Origin of the sequence: Bacteroides sp. 1_1_14, from assembly GCF_000162515.1 — a bacterium.
In the GTDB taxonomy this organism is placed as follows: Bacteria; Bacteroidota; Bacteroidia; order Bacteroidales; family Bacteroidaceae; genus Bacteroides; species Bacteroides thetaiotaomicron.
In genome coordinates, this window is the sequence record NZ_GG774710.1 from 293,978 (window position 1) to 312,730 (window position 18,753).

Genomic DNA, 18,753 nt, shown 5'->3' on the forward strand with positions numbered 1-18,753 from the left:
TATTCAGTTGATTCTGGTTTATGAACTCCTGCTGAATATGCTGAATAAGAAGAATATGCATATTCTGATCTATGGTATTGATGATAAGAGTGTGGCATTGAAAGTTCGGCTAATGAACAGCTCCCACTATAAAGTGGTAGGCTTCTGTATCTACGGAACAGGCGACTCCATCCGGCGTGTGGCTGATCTTCCCGTTTATTCGTTTAAAGATGAAGAGTGCTTTAACAAGCTTATTCATAAGAAATGTATCGGCGGCATCCTGTTTGCCCGTTACGAGAATACCCGTGAAGAGGAAGACCGCCTGCTTCAGTATTGTAAAAGGAGTGGATTGAAAACGTTGATTGCTCCGAGTATCAGTGAGGCTGACGAAAACGGCAGTTTCCACCAATGGGTACGCCCTATCAAGATTGAAGACTTGCTGGGTCGCTCAGAAATTCATATCAATATGGAGGAGGTGATGACCGAGTTTTGTGGCAAGGTTGTGCTGGTGACAGGAGCTGCCGGTAGTATTGGTAGCGAACTTTGCCGGCAACTGGCTCAGATGAACATCAAGAAGCTGATCATGTTTGATTCCGCTGAATCTCCTCTGCATAATGTCCGTCTGGAATTTGAGAAGAATTATCCCGGTCTTGATTTTGTTCCTGTCATTGGAGATGTCCGCGTGAAAGAACGTCTCCGTATGGTCTTCGAAACTTATCAGCCTCAGATCATCTTTCATGCCGCTGCCTATAAGCATGTTCCGTTAATGGAGGAAAACCCCTGTGAAGCTGTACTGGTCAACGTTGTCGGTTCTCGCCAGGTTGCTGATATGGCAGTGGAATACGGAGCCGAGAAGATGATCATGGTTTCTACCGATAAGGCGGTGAATCCTACCAATGTCATGGGATGCTCGAAACGCTTGGCCGAAATCTATGTACAGAGTCTGGGATGTGCTATCCGTGAGGGAAAAGTGAAAGGCCATACCAAATTTATCACTACCCGCTTTGGCAACGTATTGGGTAGTAACGGTTCTGTAATTCCCCGCTTTAAGGAACAGATCGAGAATGGCGGTCCTGTCACAGTGACTCACCCTGATATCATCCGTTTCTTTATGACAATTCCCGAAGCTTGTCGCCTGGTAATGGAGGCTGCTACTATGGGTGAAGGCAATGAGATTTTTGTCTTTGAGATGGGAAAGGCTGTGAAGATTGTTGATTTGGCTACCCGTATGATTGAACTTGCCGGTTATCGTCCCGGTGAAGATATTGAAATAGAGTTTACGGGCTTGCGTCCGGGTGAGAAGCTTTATGAAGAAGTCTTGAGTGATAAGGAGAATACGATTCCTACCGAGAATAAGAAGATAATGATAGCGAAGGTACGTCATTATGAATATACTGATATTCTTGAAACTTATGGAGAATTTGAGAATTTATCCCGTACGGTAAAGATCATGGACACAGTGAAACTAATGAAGAGAGTGGTACCTGAGTTTAAATCCAAGAACTCACCGAGATTTGAGGTCTTGGATAGATAACTAGAATAATTCTGAACACTAACATAAATCAACAATGGATACAAAAGATTTGAAGATTGCTGTTGCGGGTACCGGCTATGTTGGTCTTAGCATAGCAACACTTTTGTCGCAACATCATCAGGTGACGGCAGTCGATGTGATTCCCGAGAAAGTAGATATGCTCAATCGTAAGCAATCACCTATTCAGGATGAATATATTGAAAAGTATTTGTCTGAAAAGACATTGAACCTGACTGCTACGCTTGACGGTGCCAAGGCATACAGTGACGCTGATTTTGTGGTCATTGCGGCTCCTACTAACTATGATCCGGTGAAGAATTATTTCGATACCCATCATATAGAGGATGTCATAGACCTGGTTTTAAGTGTCAATCCTGATGCTGTGATGGTAATCAAGTCTACTATTCCTGTTGGATATTGCCGGGGACTTTATTTGAAGTATGCCCGTAAGGGAGTCAGGAAGCTTAACCTGCTTTTTCTCCGGAGTTTCTTCGTGAGAGTATGGCTCTTTATGATAACTTATATCCAAGTCGTATCATTGTTGGCTATCCAAAACTGATTGATGGCGAGCAGTTTGACGAGGAAAACGAAGCTATTAAGTCCATTGCTGATGTTCCCGCCCTAGAGAGAGCTGCGCATACTTTCGCAGCATTGCTTCAGGAAGGTGCAATCAAGGAAGATATTCCTACCCTTTTTATGGGTATAAAGGAGGCGGAAGCTGTCAAACTGTTTGCTAATACCTATCTCGCTTTGCGTGTCAGTTATTTTAATGAATTGGATACTTATGCGGAGATGAAAGGTCTGGATTCCCAGTCGATAATACAGGGTGTTGGACTGGACCCTCGTATTGGTACGCACTATAATAATCCTAGTTTTGGTTATGGCGGTTATTGTCTGCCTAAAGACACGAAACAACTCTTGGCTAACTATCAGGATGTACCTCAGAACATGATGAGTGCTATTGTCGAAAGTAACCGTACAAGAAAAGACTTCATAGCAGATCAAGTGCTGCGTAAAGCGGGGTATTACACCGCCTCCTGTTCATGGGATGCCCAGAAAGAGCAAAAAATAACCATTGGCGTATATCGTCTGACCATGAAGTCCAATTCTGACAACTTCCGTCAAAGTGCCATTCAGGGGATTATGAAACGTATCAAGGCGAAGGGCGCTACTATTGTAATTTACGAGCCTGCTATGCAGGATGGTGAAACATTCTTTGGTAGCCAAGTGGTCAATAACCTGATCAAATTCAAGGAAATAAGTCAGGCCATCATCGCCAACCGCTACGATTCTTGTCTGGATGATGTGAAAGACAAGGTATATACCCGTGACATTTTCCAAAGAGATTAACTTTATGGTGACATACAATGTTAGTTTAGCGAATAAAGTGGTTTTGGTGACTGGTGCAGCCGGTTTTGTCGGAGCCAATTTGGTAAAACGCTTGCTGAATGAATTTGATAGCGTGAAAGTTATCGGTATTGATAGTATTACCGAATACTATGATGTACGTTTAAAATATGAACGCTTGCAAGAATTGTCTGCTTATGGTGACAGATTTGTTTTCATTAAAGACAGCATTGCTAAAAAGGGAGTTGTTGACTCCATCTTCACTGACCACCACCCGCAGGTAGTCGTGAATCTTGCTGCTCAAGCCGGTGTGCGTTATAGCATCACTAACCCCGATGCATATATTGAAAGTAACCTTATTGGATTTTATAATATTTTAGAAGCCTGTCGTCATTATAGTGTGGAGCACTTGGTATATGCTTCTTCCAGTAGCGTATATGGAAGTAATAAGAAAGTGCCTTATAGTACTGATGATAAGGTGGATAATCCTGTATCACTCTATGCTGCTACTAAAAAGAGTAATGAACTAATGGCTCACGCTTACAGTAAGCTTTACAACATACCAAGTACAGGTTTGCGGTTCTTCACCGTTTATGGTCCCTGTGGTCGTCCCGATATGGCATACTTCGGTTTCACCAACCAACTCCGTGAAGGCAAGACTATTCGGATCTTTAATTACGGTAACTGCAAACGAGATTTCACCTACGTTGATGACATTGTGGAAGGCGTTGTTCGGATCATGCGACATGCACCTGAGAAACAGAATGGCGATGACGGACTTCCAATTCCACCATACAAGGTATATAATATTGGTAACAACTCACCCGAGAATCTTCTTGATTTTGTGACCATTCTTCAGGAAGAGCTCATAGCAGCCAAGGTACTTCCCGATGATTACGATTTTGAGACGCACAAAGAATTGGTACCGATGCAACCTGGGGATGTGCCTGTGACATATGCTGATACGACCCCTTTGGAACAAGATTTTGGATTTAAACCGTCAACATCACTACGTGAGGGATTGAGAAAGTTTGCGGGGTGGTATGCTAAGTATTATGGCACATTTAAATAACATCCATAAATCGATTATATAAAAATAAAAAGATAAAATCATTATGAGCATTTTTGCAGGTAAAACCCTTATGATTACTGGTGGAACAGGTTCTTTCGGCAATGCGGTTTTGAATCGTTTCCTCCGTACCGACATCGGCGAAATCCGTATTTTTTCACGGGATGAAAAGAAGCAGGATGATATGCGTCACGAATATCAGGTAAAGTATCCTGATGTGGCACATAAAATCAAGTTCTTTATTGGCGATGTACGTAATTTGCAGTCATGTAAGAATGCAATGCCTGGTGTTGACTATATTTTTCATGCTGCAGCTTTGAAACAGGTTCCAAGTTGTGAGTTCTTTCCGATGGAGGCAGTAAAGACTAATGTTGTCGGTACAGATAATGTATTGACAGCTGCTATTGAGGCTGGCGTTGGTGCTGTAATTTGTCTTTCAACAGATAAGGCTGCCTATCCTATCAATGCTATGGGTATCACGAAAGCTATTGAGGAGAAAATCGCAGTAGCGAAGAGCCGCTACTCTGGTAAGACAAAGATTTGCAGTACCCGTTATGGTAATGTGATGTGCTCTCGTGGTTCTGTAATTCCTCTTTGGATTGACCAAATCCGCAACGGTAATCCTATAACACTAACTGAGCCTACGATGACGCGCTTTATCATGTCGCTGGAAGAAGCAGTAGACCTTGTATTGTTTGCATTCGAACATGGGCAGAACGGTGATATCCTCGTACAGAAAGCTCCGGCTTGTACTATTCAGACTCAGGCGGAGGCTGTTTGTGAATTATTTGGCGGCAAGAAAGAAGATATCAAGGTTATCGGTATCCGTCATGGTGAGAAGATGTATGAGACATTGCTCACCAATGAGGAATGTGCCAAGGCAGAAGATATGGGTAATTTCTATCGCGTTCCTGCAGATAATCGTGGATTGAACTATGATAAATTCTTCAAAGAAGGTGAAACGGAACGTAACACACTTACGGAGTTCAATTCTAATAATACTTATATATTGAATGTAGAAGAGACCAAAGCTAAAATAGCTGCTCTTGATTACATCAAAAAGGAATTGAGTGGCGAGGGTAATTTTGTACAATAATAGAGCTATGAATATTTTAGTTACCGGTGCCGGAGGTTTTGTTGGTAGAAATCTTTGTGCCCAACTTAATAATATCAAAAACGGAAAGGCTCGTTGTTATGGTGATCTGAAGATTGATGAAGTCTTTGAGTACGATCTCGATTCCACTTCCGAACAATTAGATGTCTGGTGTCAGAAAGCCGGCTTTGTGTTCAACCTTGCCGGAGTGAACCGTCCCAAAGACAATGAGGAGTTCATGAAAGGTAATTTCGGTTTTGCAGGCACATTGCTTGATACACTGAAGAAACATCATAATACTTGTCCTGTCATGCTCTCTTCCAGTGCACAAGCTTCTCTGACAGGTCGTTTTGGCAACAGCGAATACGGTCGCAGCAAAAAGGCTGGTGAAGATTTATTTCTACAGTATGGTAAAGATACGGGAGCCAAAGTGCTGGTTTATCGTTTTCCGAACCTTTACGGCAAATGGTGTCGTCCCAACTACAACAGTGCTGTCGCTACATTCTGCAACAACATCGCTAACGACCTTCCGATACAAGTCAATGACCCACGTGTAGAACTGGAGCTGCTTTACATTGACGATCTCGTAGACGAGATGATTCATGCCTTGAAAGGCGAGGAACATCGTTGCGAGTTTGAAGGTCTTGATGTACATCCATTGGTGGATGGCAGATACTGTTATTGTCCGGTTACCCATAAGGTTACATTAGGTGAAATAGCTGATTTGCTGCATCAGTTTGCAGAAATGCCAGAGACGCTGATGATTCCTGAAATCCCGGCAGACTCGTTTGCCAAAAGATTGTATAGCACTTATCTGAGTTATTTGCCCAAAGAAAAAGCAATCTTTGATCTGAAGATGAATGTAGATCAGCGTGGCTCATTTACAGAACTTGTACATACCTTGAACTGTGGCCAGGTAAGTATAAATATCTCCAAACCGGGTGTTACTAAGGGTGAACATTGGCACAATACCAAATGGGAACAATTTATTGTTGTCAGCGGTCATGGGCTCATCCAACTCCGCAAGGAAGGTACAGACGAAGTGCTGAACTACGAGGTAAGTGGTGACAAAATACAGTCTGTTATCATGCTTCCCGGATATACCCATAACATCATCAATCTCTCCGATACGGAAGACTTGATAACGGTTATGTACTGCAATGAGATATTCAACCCGGATAAACCGGATACATACTTTGATAAAGTGAAAAAATGATCATGGAAAAACAACCCAAATTCGATTATTCAGATATAAAGTTCAAGGATAATGGTAAGTTGAAGCTTATCATCGTAGTGGGTACTCGTCCCGAGATTATCCGCTTAGCGGCAGTAATTAATAAATGTCGCCAGTATTTTGATGTTATTCTTGCCCATACCGGTCAGAACTATGACTATAACTTAAATGGAATCTTTTTCAAAGATTTGAAACTGGCAGAGCCTGAAGTATATATGGATGCTGTGGGCGATGATTTGGGAGCCACTTGTGGCAATATCATCAACTGTTCCTATAAACTTTTTGCGCAGACAAAGCCGGATGGAGTTCTTGTACTAGGCGATACTAATTCGTGTCTCAGTGTTATAGGAGCTAAACGTTTACACATTCCTATCTTTCACATGGAAGCTGGAAACCGTTGTAAAGACGAATGTCTTCCAGAGGAGACTAACCGCCGTATCGTTGATATCATCAGTGATGTAAATATGGCATACTCAGAGCATGCAAGAAGATATCTTGCAGACTGCGGTCTTCCTAAAGAGCGTACTTACGTTACAGGCTCTCCTATGGCAGAAGTACTTCATAATAATCTCACAGAAATAGAAGCAAGTGATGTGCACCAGCGTCTTGGCTTAGAGAAAGGCAAGTATATTCTTCTCTCCGCTCATCGTGAGGAAAATATAGATACCGAGAAGAATTTCTTCTCACTTTTCACTGCTATCAACGCTATGGCAGATAAGTATGATATGCCAATTCTTTATAGTTGTCACCCGCGCTCTCGCAATCGCTTGCAGGCTTCTGGTTTCCAACTTGATTCTCGGGTACAGGTACAACAGCCACTTGGCTTCCATGATTACAATTGCCTCCAGATGAATGCTTTCTGTGTGGTCAGTGATAGTGGTACACTTCCAGAGGAATCTTCGTTTTATGCATCTATCGGCAAGCCAATCTCTGCAGTATGTATCCGTACGAGTACAGAACGTCCGGAAGCTCTTGATAAGGCATGTTTCATTCTTTCTGGTATTGACACTAAGGGACTTCTCCAGTCGGTTGATCTTGCTGTTCAAATGACAAAAGATGGCAACCATGGTATTCCTGTTCCTAACTACACAGATGATGTATCTAATAAGGTCGTTAAGATTATTCAGTCATACGTTGGAGTTGTCAACAAGATGGTTTGGCGCAAGGAATTTTAGGTTTGGGCAATCAACATTTGCCAATATACACGATCATAAACTTAATTCGCAACAGTATCTGTGCGATGTCTTCCGTCGGATAAAAATACTGCGGAAGATGAACTTGTATATCTTCTTCCCCATGAATGGCAGTCACAAGTTGCTATCGTATGAGATCAAAGTATGAATAATTTATTGAATAACTATAAAAACAAATGCTTGAAGGCTGTTATGGGGCTAAAGTGACTACTTACCTATATCAATAACGGTTCATTCCACAGGTTAGAAAAGATGATCTAAAAGGCGCTAAATTATATAAAACATGAATGGAAAACTATGAAAAATGTGTTGGATTTGGAGATGCAGAATCTAGTAATTATTTGTGCGAATAGATGATGCATCATGTTAAGATTAATTCGAGAATAGTCAGTATACAAGGAGGTGAGGATTATGTGCAAAACTTCTCTTTATGTATTATAGGTTGAAAGTTGTGGTTTCAATCGGCTTCCCATTCTATCAGATATATATCACATATTTGGGGTGTTTTACGCTCATCGGACACAAGCATTGACCCTGATCTTATTACCTTGTCTTGTAAATTATGAGTAATGAAAGAAGGCGATTTAGAAGATCATATAGACTCCATTATGGAACTTAGATTTATCAGGATAAAAATAAGACTAAAGGTTCTGTAAATCTATTAGAGTTGATAAATCTAGGGGATGAAATTAGAGAAGAAATTTGCGACATTTATATGGAGGGTCAATATCATGGCTTCTGCAAGTATCTTCTGGAATGTATGGAAGATGTCGATTAAGAGTTTGATAAACTTTCCCCCAAAAGGATTATTTTTTGGAGAAATCTGTTCATCCATCCCGCTAAGGATCTTAAGGTGTTAGAATCAGGAATCTTACTTTTTTATAAAACGAGATAAATTAATGAAATTCAATTAGCTTGTAGAAGTTTAGGGAGAAGTGGATGTTTACCGTTAGAGATTGAAAAGGAAGTGTCAGTCCCATCGTTTACGGACGAATTATCAGTTCCTGTTGTGGAAAAAGATAAACCCCGTATTATCCAAAACTTCTATTGAAATCAAACAGAGCAGATATAAATTTTATTTTTAATTCAAAATCATATGGTGTAATTACTTGATAAATAGTGGGTACACTGTATGGATTACTTACAATATGCCCGATAAAATAGAATATGAAAATGTTTCAAAGATAAAGGACTGTTATGGATGTGGTGTATGCGTTATTTCTTGTCCTAAAAAAATAGTTGAAATCAAATTCAATACAAAAGGTTTTTTGGAGCCAACAATTATAGATCAAACTAAATGCATAGAGTGTGGTTTGTGTCTTAACAATTGTGCATACAATCACGACCAACGAGCAGCCCAAAATGCTCCATTATGTGCTTATGCTGCATGGAGCAATAATGAACGAATCAGGTTTAAGAGTTCTTCAGGTGGGATTTGTTTTGAACTTTGCAAATTTTATATTAACCAAGGATTCAAAATTTGTGGTGTTAAGTACGAGCCAGAAGATAATATTGTATCACATGTAATATGTTCCACTATTGAAGAATTAAATCAAATATTTGGAAGCAAGTATGTACAAAGCAATACAATAAAAGGCTTTGAGCAATTTAACAACAAAGATAAATTCGTCGTTATCGGTACACCCTGTCAGATAGATTCTGTTAGGAGGTATATAAAAAAAAGAAAAATCGAGGAAAACTTTGTTCTGATAGATTTTTTCTGTCATGGAGTACCAAGTATGAAACTATGGAATAAGTTTTCTGCTTCACAAAGAAATAAAATTGGAAATTTCAATTCTGTAACATGGAGAAATAAAGTTGATGGCTGGCATAAATCATATAGATTAGACATTATTGCCGATTCAGGAGAGTATCATCATACAGGTTTGAAGTTTGATGATTTCTTTAATTTGTATTTTTCAAATGCTGCACTTTCACCTGCGTGTTTTGATAAATGTAAATACAAGCAAGATCAGTCATCCGCAGATATCCGAATAGGAGATATGTGGGGTGCTGATTATAGTAAAAATAAAGAAGGCGTTAACTCTGTGATTTGCTTTACCGAAAAAGGGAATAAAGCTGTCAAAGAGATTGATTGTACAATTAAACGGCATACTTTTGAGGAGGTTTTGTCTGGTCAGATGAACTTCTTGCCCATTAGAGATAATTTTTTCTATCGGCTCAATCCGTTGATTATTGCAGACTCGGAAAATTGGAACGAGATAACAACTCGATTTAGGAAAATGTTCCTAAAGAAAAGAATAATGAGAAAGGTTAAATCAATAATAAAGATCTTTTCAAAGAAATAATAATTCATGAAGATAAAGACAATAACATGCCATGACGTTTACAATTATGGTGCATCATTACAAGCCTATGCATTGCAGACCTATCTAACCTCAATAGGGCATGATGTGGAGATAATTGACTATCTACCAGATTATATATCAGGCAGGTATAAATTCTTTAATATATTACCTAACTCTCGCCTTTACAAATATGCAATAAAGAACAAATTATTCTATTTCTTATGTTGCTTATATCAAGTAAAAAGAAAATACTCGACTTATGGCAGAAAGAAAGTATTTGATTTATTTAAAGAAAAGTATCTGTTATGCACAAAACTCTATAAAGATTATCAGGAACTTAAGGCTGATCCGCCTACTGCTGATGCATATGTTGTAGGAAGTGATCAGGTTTGGAGTTGCACTTCTGCTATCGGTAAAGATCCGGCTTTTTATCTCGATTTTGGATCTTCTTCAATTAAGAGATATTCTTATGCAGCAAGTTTTGGCCAGTCTAAGATTCAACCGGAAAATAAGGGCTTTGTCTCCTCTAAACTACAGAAATTTAATGGCATCAGTGTCCGTGAAAATACAGGTCTTGAGATCTTGCAAAGTTTGAGCATAGAGGGAATTAATGTAGTTGATCCAGTGTTGTTATTGAATCAAGAAGACTGGAGCCAATTAATTCCTACAGAAAGGATCGTAAAGAAAAACTATATTCTTGTTTATGATTTGTATCACGCAGATACGGAAATGAAGGAAGCTGTATGTTCTGTTGCAAAGAATAATGGTTTGAAAATAGTTTCTATAAATAGTCGTAGTGGATTAAATTATGCAGATATTAATATTTCTAATGCTGGCCCTATTGAATTTTTGAATTTGATAAAATACTGTACATATTGTTTTTCAAATTCATTTCATGCAACTGCATTCTCTGTAATATTTCACAAGTCGTTCTATGTTTTTAATAGACATGACAATGTGTCTCGAATTAAGGACTTTTTAGATATAATTGATATGGGACAATGTCTCAATCCAGAACAAATGAATGTTATATTCAATTATAATGTGATTGATAATAGGCTCCAAAAGATGATCACAACTAGTAAAAAATATTTAGATAGTTTCTAGTTAAATCAGAATATGTCATCAGAGAACAATAAAAAAATAGCAAAGAATACGTTCTTTTTATACTTGAGAATGGGTGCTGTTCTGCTTATTTCGCTATATGTGACTAGAGCAGCGCTTAAGGTGTTGGGCGCAGAAGATTATGGTATCTACAATGTTGTATGTGGATTTGTCACTTTATTCGGAGCACTAAACTTATCTTTAGCTACTTGTGTTAATCGTTTTTATAACTATGAAATTGGAAAAGGCGAAAATGGGAATCTGACCATAGTTTATAATACCGCCTTGTTAATACAGTTTATAATAGCTTTATTTCTCTGCTTATTTCTAGAGACAGTAGGACTCTGGTATATAAATAACCACATGGTTATTCCGGAAGAGAAATTAGATGTGGCCAATATCATTTATCATATATCTGTTGCATCATTGGCATTTACTGTTATTCAAGCACCATTTACTGCAGCTGTACTTTCTTTTGAGAAAATGGATTTTTATGCTGTTGTTAGTGTCCTTGATGTCGTACTTAAACTTGTCATTGTAGTATTACTGCCAGTAGATGGAATAGATACATTATTATTATATGCTTTATTATTAGGTCTTATATCAGTTATAAACTTTTTACTGAATTTTGCTTACTGCAAAATAAAATTTAGACAGTTGGTCGTGTCTTTTGAATATAAAAAAAATGTATTCAAGTCAATGCTATCATTTATTGGCTGGAACTTCTTGGATCCAATTTCTTATAATGTAAGAGGCCAAGGTTGTAATATATTGCTTAACTCGTTTTTTGGTCCCATATTAAATGCTGCCTATACTATTTCAAATCAGGTGGCTTCTGCACTAGATACATTCACAGTTAGCATCTCAACAGCTTTTCGACCACAACTGATTCAGTCATATTCTGGTGGAAACTATCAGAGATCTACCAAACTTATGTTAAGCATGTCGAAAATAATGTATTGCCTTTATTTGATGATATCTTTACCTGTAATTATTGAATCGGAGTATATTCTTGATATTTGGTTGGTTGATTATCCAAAGTTTGCTGTAAATTTTACGATTTTTATTCTTGTCGTTAAGCAATTGAACGTATTGAATCCTGCATTAAGTACGTCAGTAATGGCTACTGGCGATATTAAGAAATATACAATTATTTCTTGTTTGACCATTTGTTCTATCATTCCTCTCTCTTATATAACACTAAAACTTACAAATAATCCCAATGTTGTATATTATTGGATGATTATATTAACAATAGTAAATCAGATATTTTGTATTAGAATAACATGTAGGCAGTTTAAGGGACTTGATATGCAAGCATATGTTTCAGGAGTATTACGTCCTTGTACCATTCAGACAATTCTTTTGATACCAATTGTCTTTTTATCATCATTTTTATCTGAAGGATTATTTCGATTAATACTTGTATGTACAAGTTCTGGGTTTGCTAGCATTTTGCTTTTCTATTTGTTCACTCTTAACAAAGAAGAAAAGAATTTGATACATAGTATTTGTGTTTCAATTAAAACAAGAATAAAATGAAAAGCATCATATTGAACTCAAAGCTGCATATTGTGCTAGCAGTATTAATGTATATATTAGCTCCTCGTCAATACGACTATTGGTTTTGTGTTTGCCTTTGTGTGCTATTTCTCATAATGGCTATCAAATCTGTTATTTTTGAATTTGAGAGTAAAAACTACCTTTCTTTTAATCTCATTTTCATGCTTTCACTTTTTTTGTGTACTTTTATTGTACCTATATTTTTATACCCTTTAGGGTATTACTTGTTTGCAGGATATGACCAGTATGTAAATGTTTGTACATCATTAGTAGTCCTTGCAACGTCCGTATATAATTGGGGGTGGCAATTCGGATATAATAAAATAGTAAGCAAACAAGCTCCTGATTTCTTGAAAGATAATTATATATTTCCATTTCCAAATAGTGTGATAAAACTTTTGAATATCATAAGTGTTTTTTCGATATTATACTATTTTATAACGTTTGGTCAGACTATTAATGCTGGTTTGGATAATTCTGATTTAGGGGCAGCAGCATATACTACAATATTGCAGACGGTATTAACTTTATCAATAATTGTTAATACAGTATCAGATGTCACTGTAGAAAAAAAACTACGGACTTTTGTGAAGAATCATTTAATAATTAGTATCTGTTTTGGAATTGGTATCATTTTACCTATTATTATAGGAGACAGAACAATGCCAATTTATTTGTTGTCAGTATTTGCAGCTTCGTATATTCTGTTATACAAAAAGATTAAACTTTCAAGAATCCTGCTTGGTGCATCTGTGGTTGCTCTTCTTATGTTTGCAATAGGACAGACTCGAAATTCGGATAATGCTTTAAAGTATGTTGGTGCATCAGGGGCTGCAAATACAATCACTGAAGCATTAACAAATACAGAAGACATGACAGAAACTTTTCAAGACTTTTTGCCAGCTTCCAATTGCTTATATCTTTTTAAAAACTGGAGAGAAACACATAATGGAGAACTTTTCTATCCGAGTAAAATATTTATTCTACCATTTAGTCCTATACCATATTTGCCAACTTTTTTGACATCATCTTTCTATGGTAAATCTAGCTTGAATGAAATATTAAGCGCAGACTTATCAACGGGATGGTATAAAAATGTTGTAGCTAATTTAAATGGCGGTATCGGAACGCATGTTGTTGGTGACATCTATGTTTCTTGGGGATTACTAGGTGTTATTGTTTTATTTTTCTTTTTCGGATATTTCATTGCCTGTGGTCAATTATTAGTTAGAAGAAATATTTATTGGTGTATTGCGTATATCACTTACATTGGGCAAGCAATGTACATTGCTAGAGGTACTATCTATTTTTGTTATCGCCACTTTGTGTTACAGATCTTTTTATTATTGGTGATCTGCTCTTTGTGTGGTTATAAAATTGTCTCAAATAAATAGAATTGATTTAAATGAATATATTATTTACAACTTTTACTTATTATCCAGAGACTAGTGGAGTCTCCGTGGCAGTTCAAACTCTTACTGAAGGTATGGCTGCAAAAGGACATAATGTGACAGTCGTGTCAAGTAATTATGGGAAAAAACTTCCTTCAGAAAGTATATGTAATAACGTAAAGATAATTAGGAAGAATTTTTCTGTAAATCTCTTCAAGAAGTATGTTGGAGACGTTAATGGGTATATTGACTTCGTTGTTAATTATCCTAAGGATGTACTTGTCCTTGAGTGCATTCAATGTTATACAACAGATATTTTGCTTTCTCGTTTAAAGGATATGAACTGTAAGATAATACTTCATTCTCATGGAGGCCCGGGATTACACGATAAGCCATTTGCTTGGGAGGGGGATATTATACACACTATTGGGCATACACATAATTGGTGTAGATGGAAAAAATATTACAAGTACACTTTACCTTCTGCTGCCAAATATATTGATGTTGCATTGTGTTTGTCTCTATGTGCTAGCGATCTTGCATTTATGAATAAGACGATGAAGCGAGTAGAATTACTGGAGAATGCAGCAAACTCAATCTTTTTTAATGAAGAATTATATAAGAAAGATATTTCAAAGATTGTTCAGATTAGGAATGATGATTATGTACTTTGTATTGCTAACTACATACCTAATAAAAGACAAGATGACATTATAAAAGCATTCGCCAAAATTCACAATGAAAAATGTTCACTTGTTATGGTTGGCAGTAAAAAGAACAAATTTTTCGAAAAGTTAGATAGGCTATCAAAGAAAGTTAACAGAGAAAATGGAAAAGAAATTATCCTTCTAACTGGTGTTGAACGATCTTATTTTCCATCATTAATTCATAATTCTAAATTATTTGTGATGGCTAGTAAGCATGAAGAATATCCTGTATCACTTGTAGAGGCTATGGCATGTGGGACTCCTTTTGTTAGTACAAATGCAGGTTGTAGTCGATTACTTCCTGGAGGTGTTACGGTTGTAGATAGATCAGAATTAGCGGTTTTTATGGATATGGTAGAGTCTCACGAAGATATTAGGGAATATTTATCGAAACAAGGGCGTAGATATGCTTGCGAACACAATACAACAAAGCTTTATATCGACAAATTTGAGGATATTTTATATTCTATTCAGTAAACAACTATTATAGTCAAATTTTTATGAAAGTAATATGGTTTAATGGAAACCTTGGAAACCAGGTGTTCTATTGTAAATACAAGGAATTTCTTCATAACAAATATCCTAATGAAACTATCAAATATTACAGTAACTCTCGTAGTCCAAAGATCTGCGTAGAACAATATTTCCGGCTCTCATTACCTGATAGAATAGATTCATTTAAAGTTAGGTTTGTTTTTGAGTTTTTAGGAAAATTCTTTAGACGAATACCCCTTAAATTTGTGCCAAAATGGTATTGTACTCGAAAAAGTCTAAATTATGAGGCGTCGTATTTTGAACATTATTTACAGGATAAGAGTTTTTTTGAGAAAGAAGATAGTTCATGGCTCAAAGCGAAAAAGCCTGATAATTTTTCTGAAAAATATCTGATATTTGAGAATTTAATTTGTAATACAAATTCTGTAGCTGTACATATTCGCAGAGGTGATTATATTAAGCCGGGATCTGACTATGAGGATTTGTCAGCAACTGATTATTATGAGCAAGCAATAAAAAAAGCTACAGAGGTTTATCTAGACTCTCAATTCTTTTTCTTCTCTGATGATTTAGAATTTGTGAAAAACAACTTTAAAGGTGATAATATATACTATGTTGATTGTAACAGAGGAGCTGATAGCTATTTGGACATTTTATTAATGTCACAAGCAAAAATTAATATTATTGCAAACAGTACATTCAGCTACTGGGGAGCATATATGAATCATGAAAAGAAGAAGGTCATGTACTCAGATCTTTGGTTTAGAAATGAGTCTGGACGACAAATGCCTAATATAATGTTAGATTCTTGGATTTGTATAGAAACAAAACGTAAGTAATATGTCAAAAATATCTATTATTATACCTGTGTATAAGGTAGGAAAGTATATTGAGAATTCGATGAAATCTGTGGTTGCTCAGCGATTTAAGGATTTTGAGGTAATATTAGTTGATAACAATACCCCTGATGACTCTATAGAAATTGCAGAAAGGGTTTTGGCAGGAACCGAAATTAATTACCGTGTTGTAAAGCAATCTATTCAAGGCTTGCCTGCCGCCCGAAATATGGGAATTGCTGAGGCAAAAGGAGAGTGGCTGATAAGTATTGATCCAGATGACACTATTTCTCCATATTTTTTAGAGGAACTTTATCGTTACGCAACAGAGAGTAATATGCTTGTAATATTTGGAGAGTATGATGAAGTTGAAGAAGATGGTCTTTTTGTATTTCCTGAGGAGAAAAAAGAAAATGCATTCGAAATCTTGGATAGAGATTATACTATGCATAATCTTCTCATTCGTAGGCTTCCTCTGATGGTATCTAATATGTTCTTTAAAAAGAGTTTATTTGTAGATCATGAATTCCAGTTTGATCAAGGTGTTATTCTTGGCGCAGATCTTATACTTGTTTGGAGAATCCTTCTTAATCTTGAAAAGATAGGCCATTTGAATAAGAAACTCTACAACCACTTTTTTAGATCTGATTCTTTAATTACAGCACCCTCTAATGAGAAAATTGAGACAAATTTGGCAGGATACAGGCGTATATGTGACTACGTTGAAAAGAGTTATAGTAAAGAATTCAGTGAATGGATCTTCGCTCGTGAGCTTTATGGTTTATTGAGTGTTGTGAGCATACATGGGGAATATAAGATGTTTAAGGAAAACTTTGATCAATATTATACAAAAGATATTCACAGATCACTACGGTCTTTTCCTGACAGGAGAATTAATATTATGGACAAGATCCTTTATACTTGTCCATGGTTGTTTTTGAAATGAATAAACAATTAAGGCAGCCTAATTCTTTGTTGGGCAAATTGCTTCATAAGTAATGAGAAAAAAGAAAATTCTATTCGTCTGTCAATATTTTTATCCGGAGGTGTTCCGTGGTAACGATATTGCATTCCATCTTGCTGAAGAAGGACATGATGTACACGCAGTGACTGGTACGCCAAACTATCCTGTTGGTAAGTTCTATCCAGGGTATGGGCTCATCAAGATGCGTCGTGAGATTGTGAATGGCGTAAAGGTTACTCATCTGCCAATATTTCCTCGCGGTAACAACAAGATTATGCTTATGATGAATTACTTCAGTTACCTGATAGTAGGATGTATCTACATGCTATGGCATGCTATGTTCCACAAGTATGATATGGTATTTTGTCAGCAGTTGTCGCCTGTCATGATGTCAACTCCTGCGGTCTTGTATAAGAAGTTACGTCATGTACCTCTCTATACATGGGTGCTTGACCTTTGGCCTGAGAGTCTTACAGCTGCAGGTGGTATCAACAACAAGAAGATTCTAGCTTTCTTCGATTGGTTCGTAAAGAAGGAATATAAGTGGAGTGATAAGATCCTGATCAGTTCTCGCTGTTTTGGTCAAAGTATTATGGCTTATGGTGACTATAAGCATAAAATTATCTACTATCCTCAATGGAGTGATGGTGCTTCTGACCCTTCTATATTCTCAAACCTTTCTATTCCTTCTTTACCAGAAGGTTTCAAGGTAATGTTTGCTGGTGCTGTGGGGGAAGCTCATGGTATGGAATGTAATATGCAAGCTGCTCTTTTAACCAAAGAATACAAGGATATTAAGTGGGTGATAGTTGGTGATGGTCGCAGATTGGATTGGGTGTGTCAGTTCGTGAAAGAGAATGGATTGGAGGATACTGTTTATACCCTTGGTCGTTTCCCTTCAGAGACTATGCCTCTGTTCTTTGAAAAAGCTGATGTGATGTTGGCGTCTTTAACAGATTCTCCTCTGTTTAACTTGTATACCCCTGCCAAGATTAGTAGCTATATGGCTAGTAGCCGTCCTATCATTACTTGCCTCAATGGTGAAGGTAGTGAGGTTGTGAAGGCTGCTGAATGTGGTTGGAGCGTGAAGGCTGGTGATGCTAAAGGGCTGGCGAAACTGGTTATTAAGCTCTCAAATACCGATAAGGCTATTCTTGCAGACAAGGGCGAAAATGGCTTGAAATTCTACAACGAGAATTTTGATAAAAAGCAGTGCTTGCGCAAGTTAGATGAGATTATGGGATTAGCATAATGACAAAATCGGACAAAATAATTCTACAGATTGTATGTAAGGCTCTTGATAGAAACTACAAGATAGACAAAAGACAGTTGAAGGATATCAGTTGGGTGGAGGTAATGGATATTGTCACTACTCAAGGTGTGCTTGGTATTTGCTTTGATGCGATTGAGCAGCTTGATGCAACATGCCGTCCAGATATGGAGAACTTGATGGATTGATTAGTTCAGGTGCCGTACATGGCAACTTGCTATGAGGAACACCAAAATGCCAGTAAGCACTCAAATTAGGGCTCAAAAATGAAATATATATCTTCGCTGCGAACTAAACTTACGAATTATGCTAAGCAGTGAAGACCTTGAAAGATTCTACTTTCAGTATCAAACCGAGGCGGTGCCTCTCGGAATGTCAGTCCAGACATTCTGTTTACGGAACAATGTTCCATATAACATTTTTCACAAATGGTACAAGGATACCCGCAAAAAATAGTGGAAGTTCAGGTGGATGGTGTTCCCTCGGGTCCACCATCGGAATCCGGGCCGTCTTCACCTTCAGGGAAACCCCGGTAAAGAAGGACAGTCCCTCTCCCCATGCAGTACACAGATACCGGAAGCCGGGCAAAGGTCCGGGGACGCTTCCCGTGCGTATATCCGTGGAGCTGACCTTGAGCAATGGCCTGCATATCCTCCAAAAAGATC

Annotated in this window: 14 protein-coding genes and 1 pseudogene; 14 read left to right on the forward strand and 1 reads right to left on the reverse strand. The window is 37.4% G+C overall.

Translation table 11 applies throughout. From position 1 onward, the window contains the following. From HMPREF9007_RS04230 to HMPREF9007_RS04175, 14 genes and pseudogenes are all read left to right on the forward strand, one after another. A partial coding sequence (locus HMPREF9007_RS04230; RefSeq protein WP_032850679.1) for a nucleoside-diphosphate sugar epimerase/dehydratase occupies positions 1-1,513 on the forward strand: 1,513 nt, incomplete at its 5' end. A 34-nt stretch (positions 1,514-1,547) separates the two neighbouring features. Next, positions 1,548-2,863: pseudogene (locus HMPREF9007_RS04225) on the forward strand (nucleotide sugar dehydrogenase). 4 nt (positions 2,864-2,867) lie between these two features. Next, positions 2,868-3,932 (forward strand): NAD-dependent epimerase/dehydratase family protein, encoded by a 1,065-nt coding sequence (locus tag HMPREF9007_RS04220; protein ID WP_008763182.1) that lies wholly within the window; start codon positions 2,868-2,870, stop codon positions 3,930-3,932. 43 nt (positions 3,933-3,975) lie between these two features. Then, positions 3,976-5,025 carry a polysaccharide biosynthesis protein gene (locus tag HMPREF9007_RS04215; protein WP_008763183.1) on the forward strand — a complete coding sequence of 350 codons (1,050 nt, stop codon included), beginning with the start codon at positions 3,976-3,978 and terminating at the stop codon, positions 5,023-5,025. A 7-nt stretch (positions 5,026-5,032) separates the two neighbouring features. Further along, positions 5,033-6,238: an NAD-dependent epimerase/dehydratase family protein gene (locus HMPREF9007_RS04210; RefSeq protein WP_008763184.1), complete on the forward strand. Its 1,206-nt coding sequence runs from the start codon at positions 5,033-5,035 to the stop codon at positions 6,236-6,238. Positions 6,239-6,240: 2 nt separating this feature from the next. Beyond that, positions 6,241-7,431 carry a UDP-N-acetyl glucosamine 2-epimerase gene (locus HMPREF9007_RS04205; RefSeq protein ID WP_008763185.1) on the forward strand — a complete coding sequence of 397 codons (1,191 nt, stop codon included), beginning with the start codon at positions 6,241-6,243 and terminating at the stop codon, positions 7,429-7,431. A 1,166-nt stretch (positions 7,432-8,597) separates the two neighbouring features. Next, positions 8,598-9,758: a Coenzyme F420 hydrogenase/dehydrogenase, beta subunit C-terminal domain gene (locus tag HMPREF9007_RS04200; protein ID WP_008763186.1), complete on the forward strand. Its 1,161-nt coding sequence runs from the start codon at positions 8,598-8,600 to the stop codon at positions 9,756-9,758. 6 nt (positions 9,759-9,764) lie between these two features. Continuing rightward, positions 9,765-10,865 (forward strand): polysaccharide pyruvyl transferase family protein, encoded by a 1,101-nt coding sequence (locus tag HMPREF9007_RS04195; protein ID WP_008763187.1) that lies wholly within the window; start codon positions 9,765-9,767, stop codon positions 10,863-10,865. Between the two features lie 69 nt (positions 10,866-10,934). After that, positions 10,935-12,404: an MATE family efflux transporter gene (locus tag HMPREF9007_RS04190; protein ID WP_165000542.1), complete on the forward strand. Its 1,470-nt coding sequence runs from the start codon at positions 10,935-10,937 to the stop codon at positions 12,402-12,404. After that, on the forward strand, positions 12,401-13,819 hold the full coding sequence (locus HMPREF9007_RS04185; RefSeq protein ID WP_008763189.1) for a hypothetical protein: 1,419 nt from the start codon (positions 12,401-12,403) through the stop codon (positions 13,817-13,819). The genes HMPREF9007_RS04190 and HMPREF9007_RS04185 overlap by 4 nt, the downstream gene beginning before the upstream one ends. Before the next feature lie 11 nt (positions 13,820-13,830). Beyond that, complete coding sequence (locus HMPREF9007_RS04180) at positions 13,831-15,000, forward strand: glycosyltransferase family 4 protein (RefSeq protein ID WP_008763190.1); 1,170 nt, start codon at positions 13,831-13,833, stop codon at positions 14,998-15,000. A gap of 23 nt (positions 15,001-15,023) precedes the next feature. Further along, positions 15,024-15,857 carry an alpha-1,2-fucosyltransferase gene (locus HMPREF9007_RS26515; protein ID WP_008763191.1) on the forward strand — a complete coding sequence of 278 codons (834 nt, stop codon included), beginning with the start codon at positions 15,024-15,026 and terminating at the stop codon, positions 15,855-15,857. 1 nt (position 15,858) lies between these two features. Next, complete coding sequence (locus HMPREF9007_RS26520; protein ID WP_008763192.1) at positions 15,859-16,800, forward strand: glycosyltransferase family 2 protein; 942 nt, start codon at positions 15,859-15,861, stop codon at positions 16,798-16,800. Positions 16,801-16,852: 52 nt separating this feature from the next. Next, positions 16,853-18,070, forward strand: a complete 1,218-nt coding sequence (locus HMPREF9007_RS04175) for a glycosyltransferase family 4 protein (RefSeq protein WP_008763193.1) — start codon at positions 16,853-16,855, stop codon at positions 18,068-18,070. A gap of 411 nt (positions 18,071-18,481) precedes the next feature. Here the strand turns inward: HMPREF9007_RS04175 and HMPREF9007_RS27860 are convergent. Further along, positions 18,482-18,753: hypothetical protein (locus HMPREF9007_RS27860; protein ID WP_277754705.1), on the reverse strand; the 272-nt coding region annotated here is incomplete at its 5' end.

Bases quoted from the DNA above. Each gene is read 5' to 3' on its own strand.
- HMPREF9007_RS04220 (WP_008763182.1), top strand. From the start codon at position 2,868: ATGGTGACATACAATGTTAGTTTAGCGAATAAAGTGGTTTTGGTGACT.
- HMPREF9007_RS04215 (WP_008763183.1), top strand. From the start codon at position 3,976: ATGAGCATTTTTGCAGGTAAAACCCTTATGATTACTGGTGGAACAGGT.
- HMPREF9007_RS04210 (WP_008763184.1), top strand. From the start codon at position 5,033: ATGAATATTTTAGTTACCGGTGCCGGAGGTTTTGTTGGTAGAAATCTT.
- HMPREF9007_RS04205 (WP_008763185.1), top strand. From the start codon at position 6,241: ATGGAAAAACAACCCAAATTCGATTATTCAGATATAAAGTTCAAGGAT.
- HMPREF9007_RS04200 (WP_008763186.1), top strand. From the start codon at position 8,598: ATGCCCGATAAAATAGAATATGAAAATGTTTCAAAGATAAAGGACTGT.
- HMPREF9007_RS04195 (WP_008763187.1), top strand. From the start codon at position 9,765: ATGAAGATAAAGACAATAACATGCCATGACGTTTACAATTATGGTGCA.
- HMPREF9007_RS04190 (WP_165000542.1), top strand. From the start codon at position 10,935: ATGGGTGCTGTTCTGCTTATTTCGCTATATGTGACTAGAGCAGCGCTT.
- HMPREF9007_RS04185 (WP_008763189.1), top strand. From the start codon at position 12,401: ATGAAAAGCATCATATTGAACTCAAAGCTGCATATTGTGCTAGCAGTA.
- HMPREF9007_RS04180 (WP_008763190.1), top strand. From the start codon at position 13,831: ATGAATATATTATTTACAACTTTTACTTATTATCCAGAGACTAGTGGA.
- HMPREF9007_RS26515 (WP_008763191.1), top strand. From the start codon at position 15,024: ATGAAAGTAATATGGTTTAATGGAAACCTTGGAAACCAGGTGTTCTAT.
- HMPREF9007_RS26520 (WP_008763192.1), top strand. From the start codon at position 15,859: ATGTCAAAAATATCTATTATTATACCTGTGTATAAGGTAGGAAAGTAT.
- HMPREF9007_RS04175 (WP_008763193.1), top strand. From the start codon at position 16,853: ATGAGAAAAAAGAAAATTCTATTCGTCTGTCAATATTTTTATCCGGAG.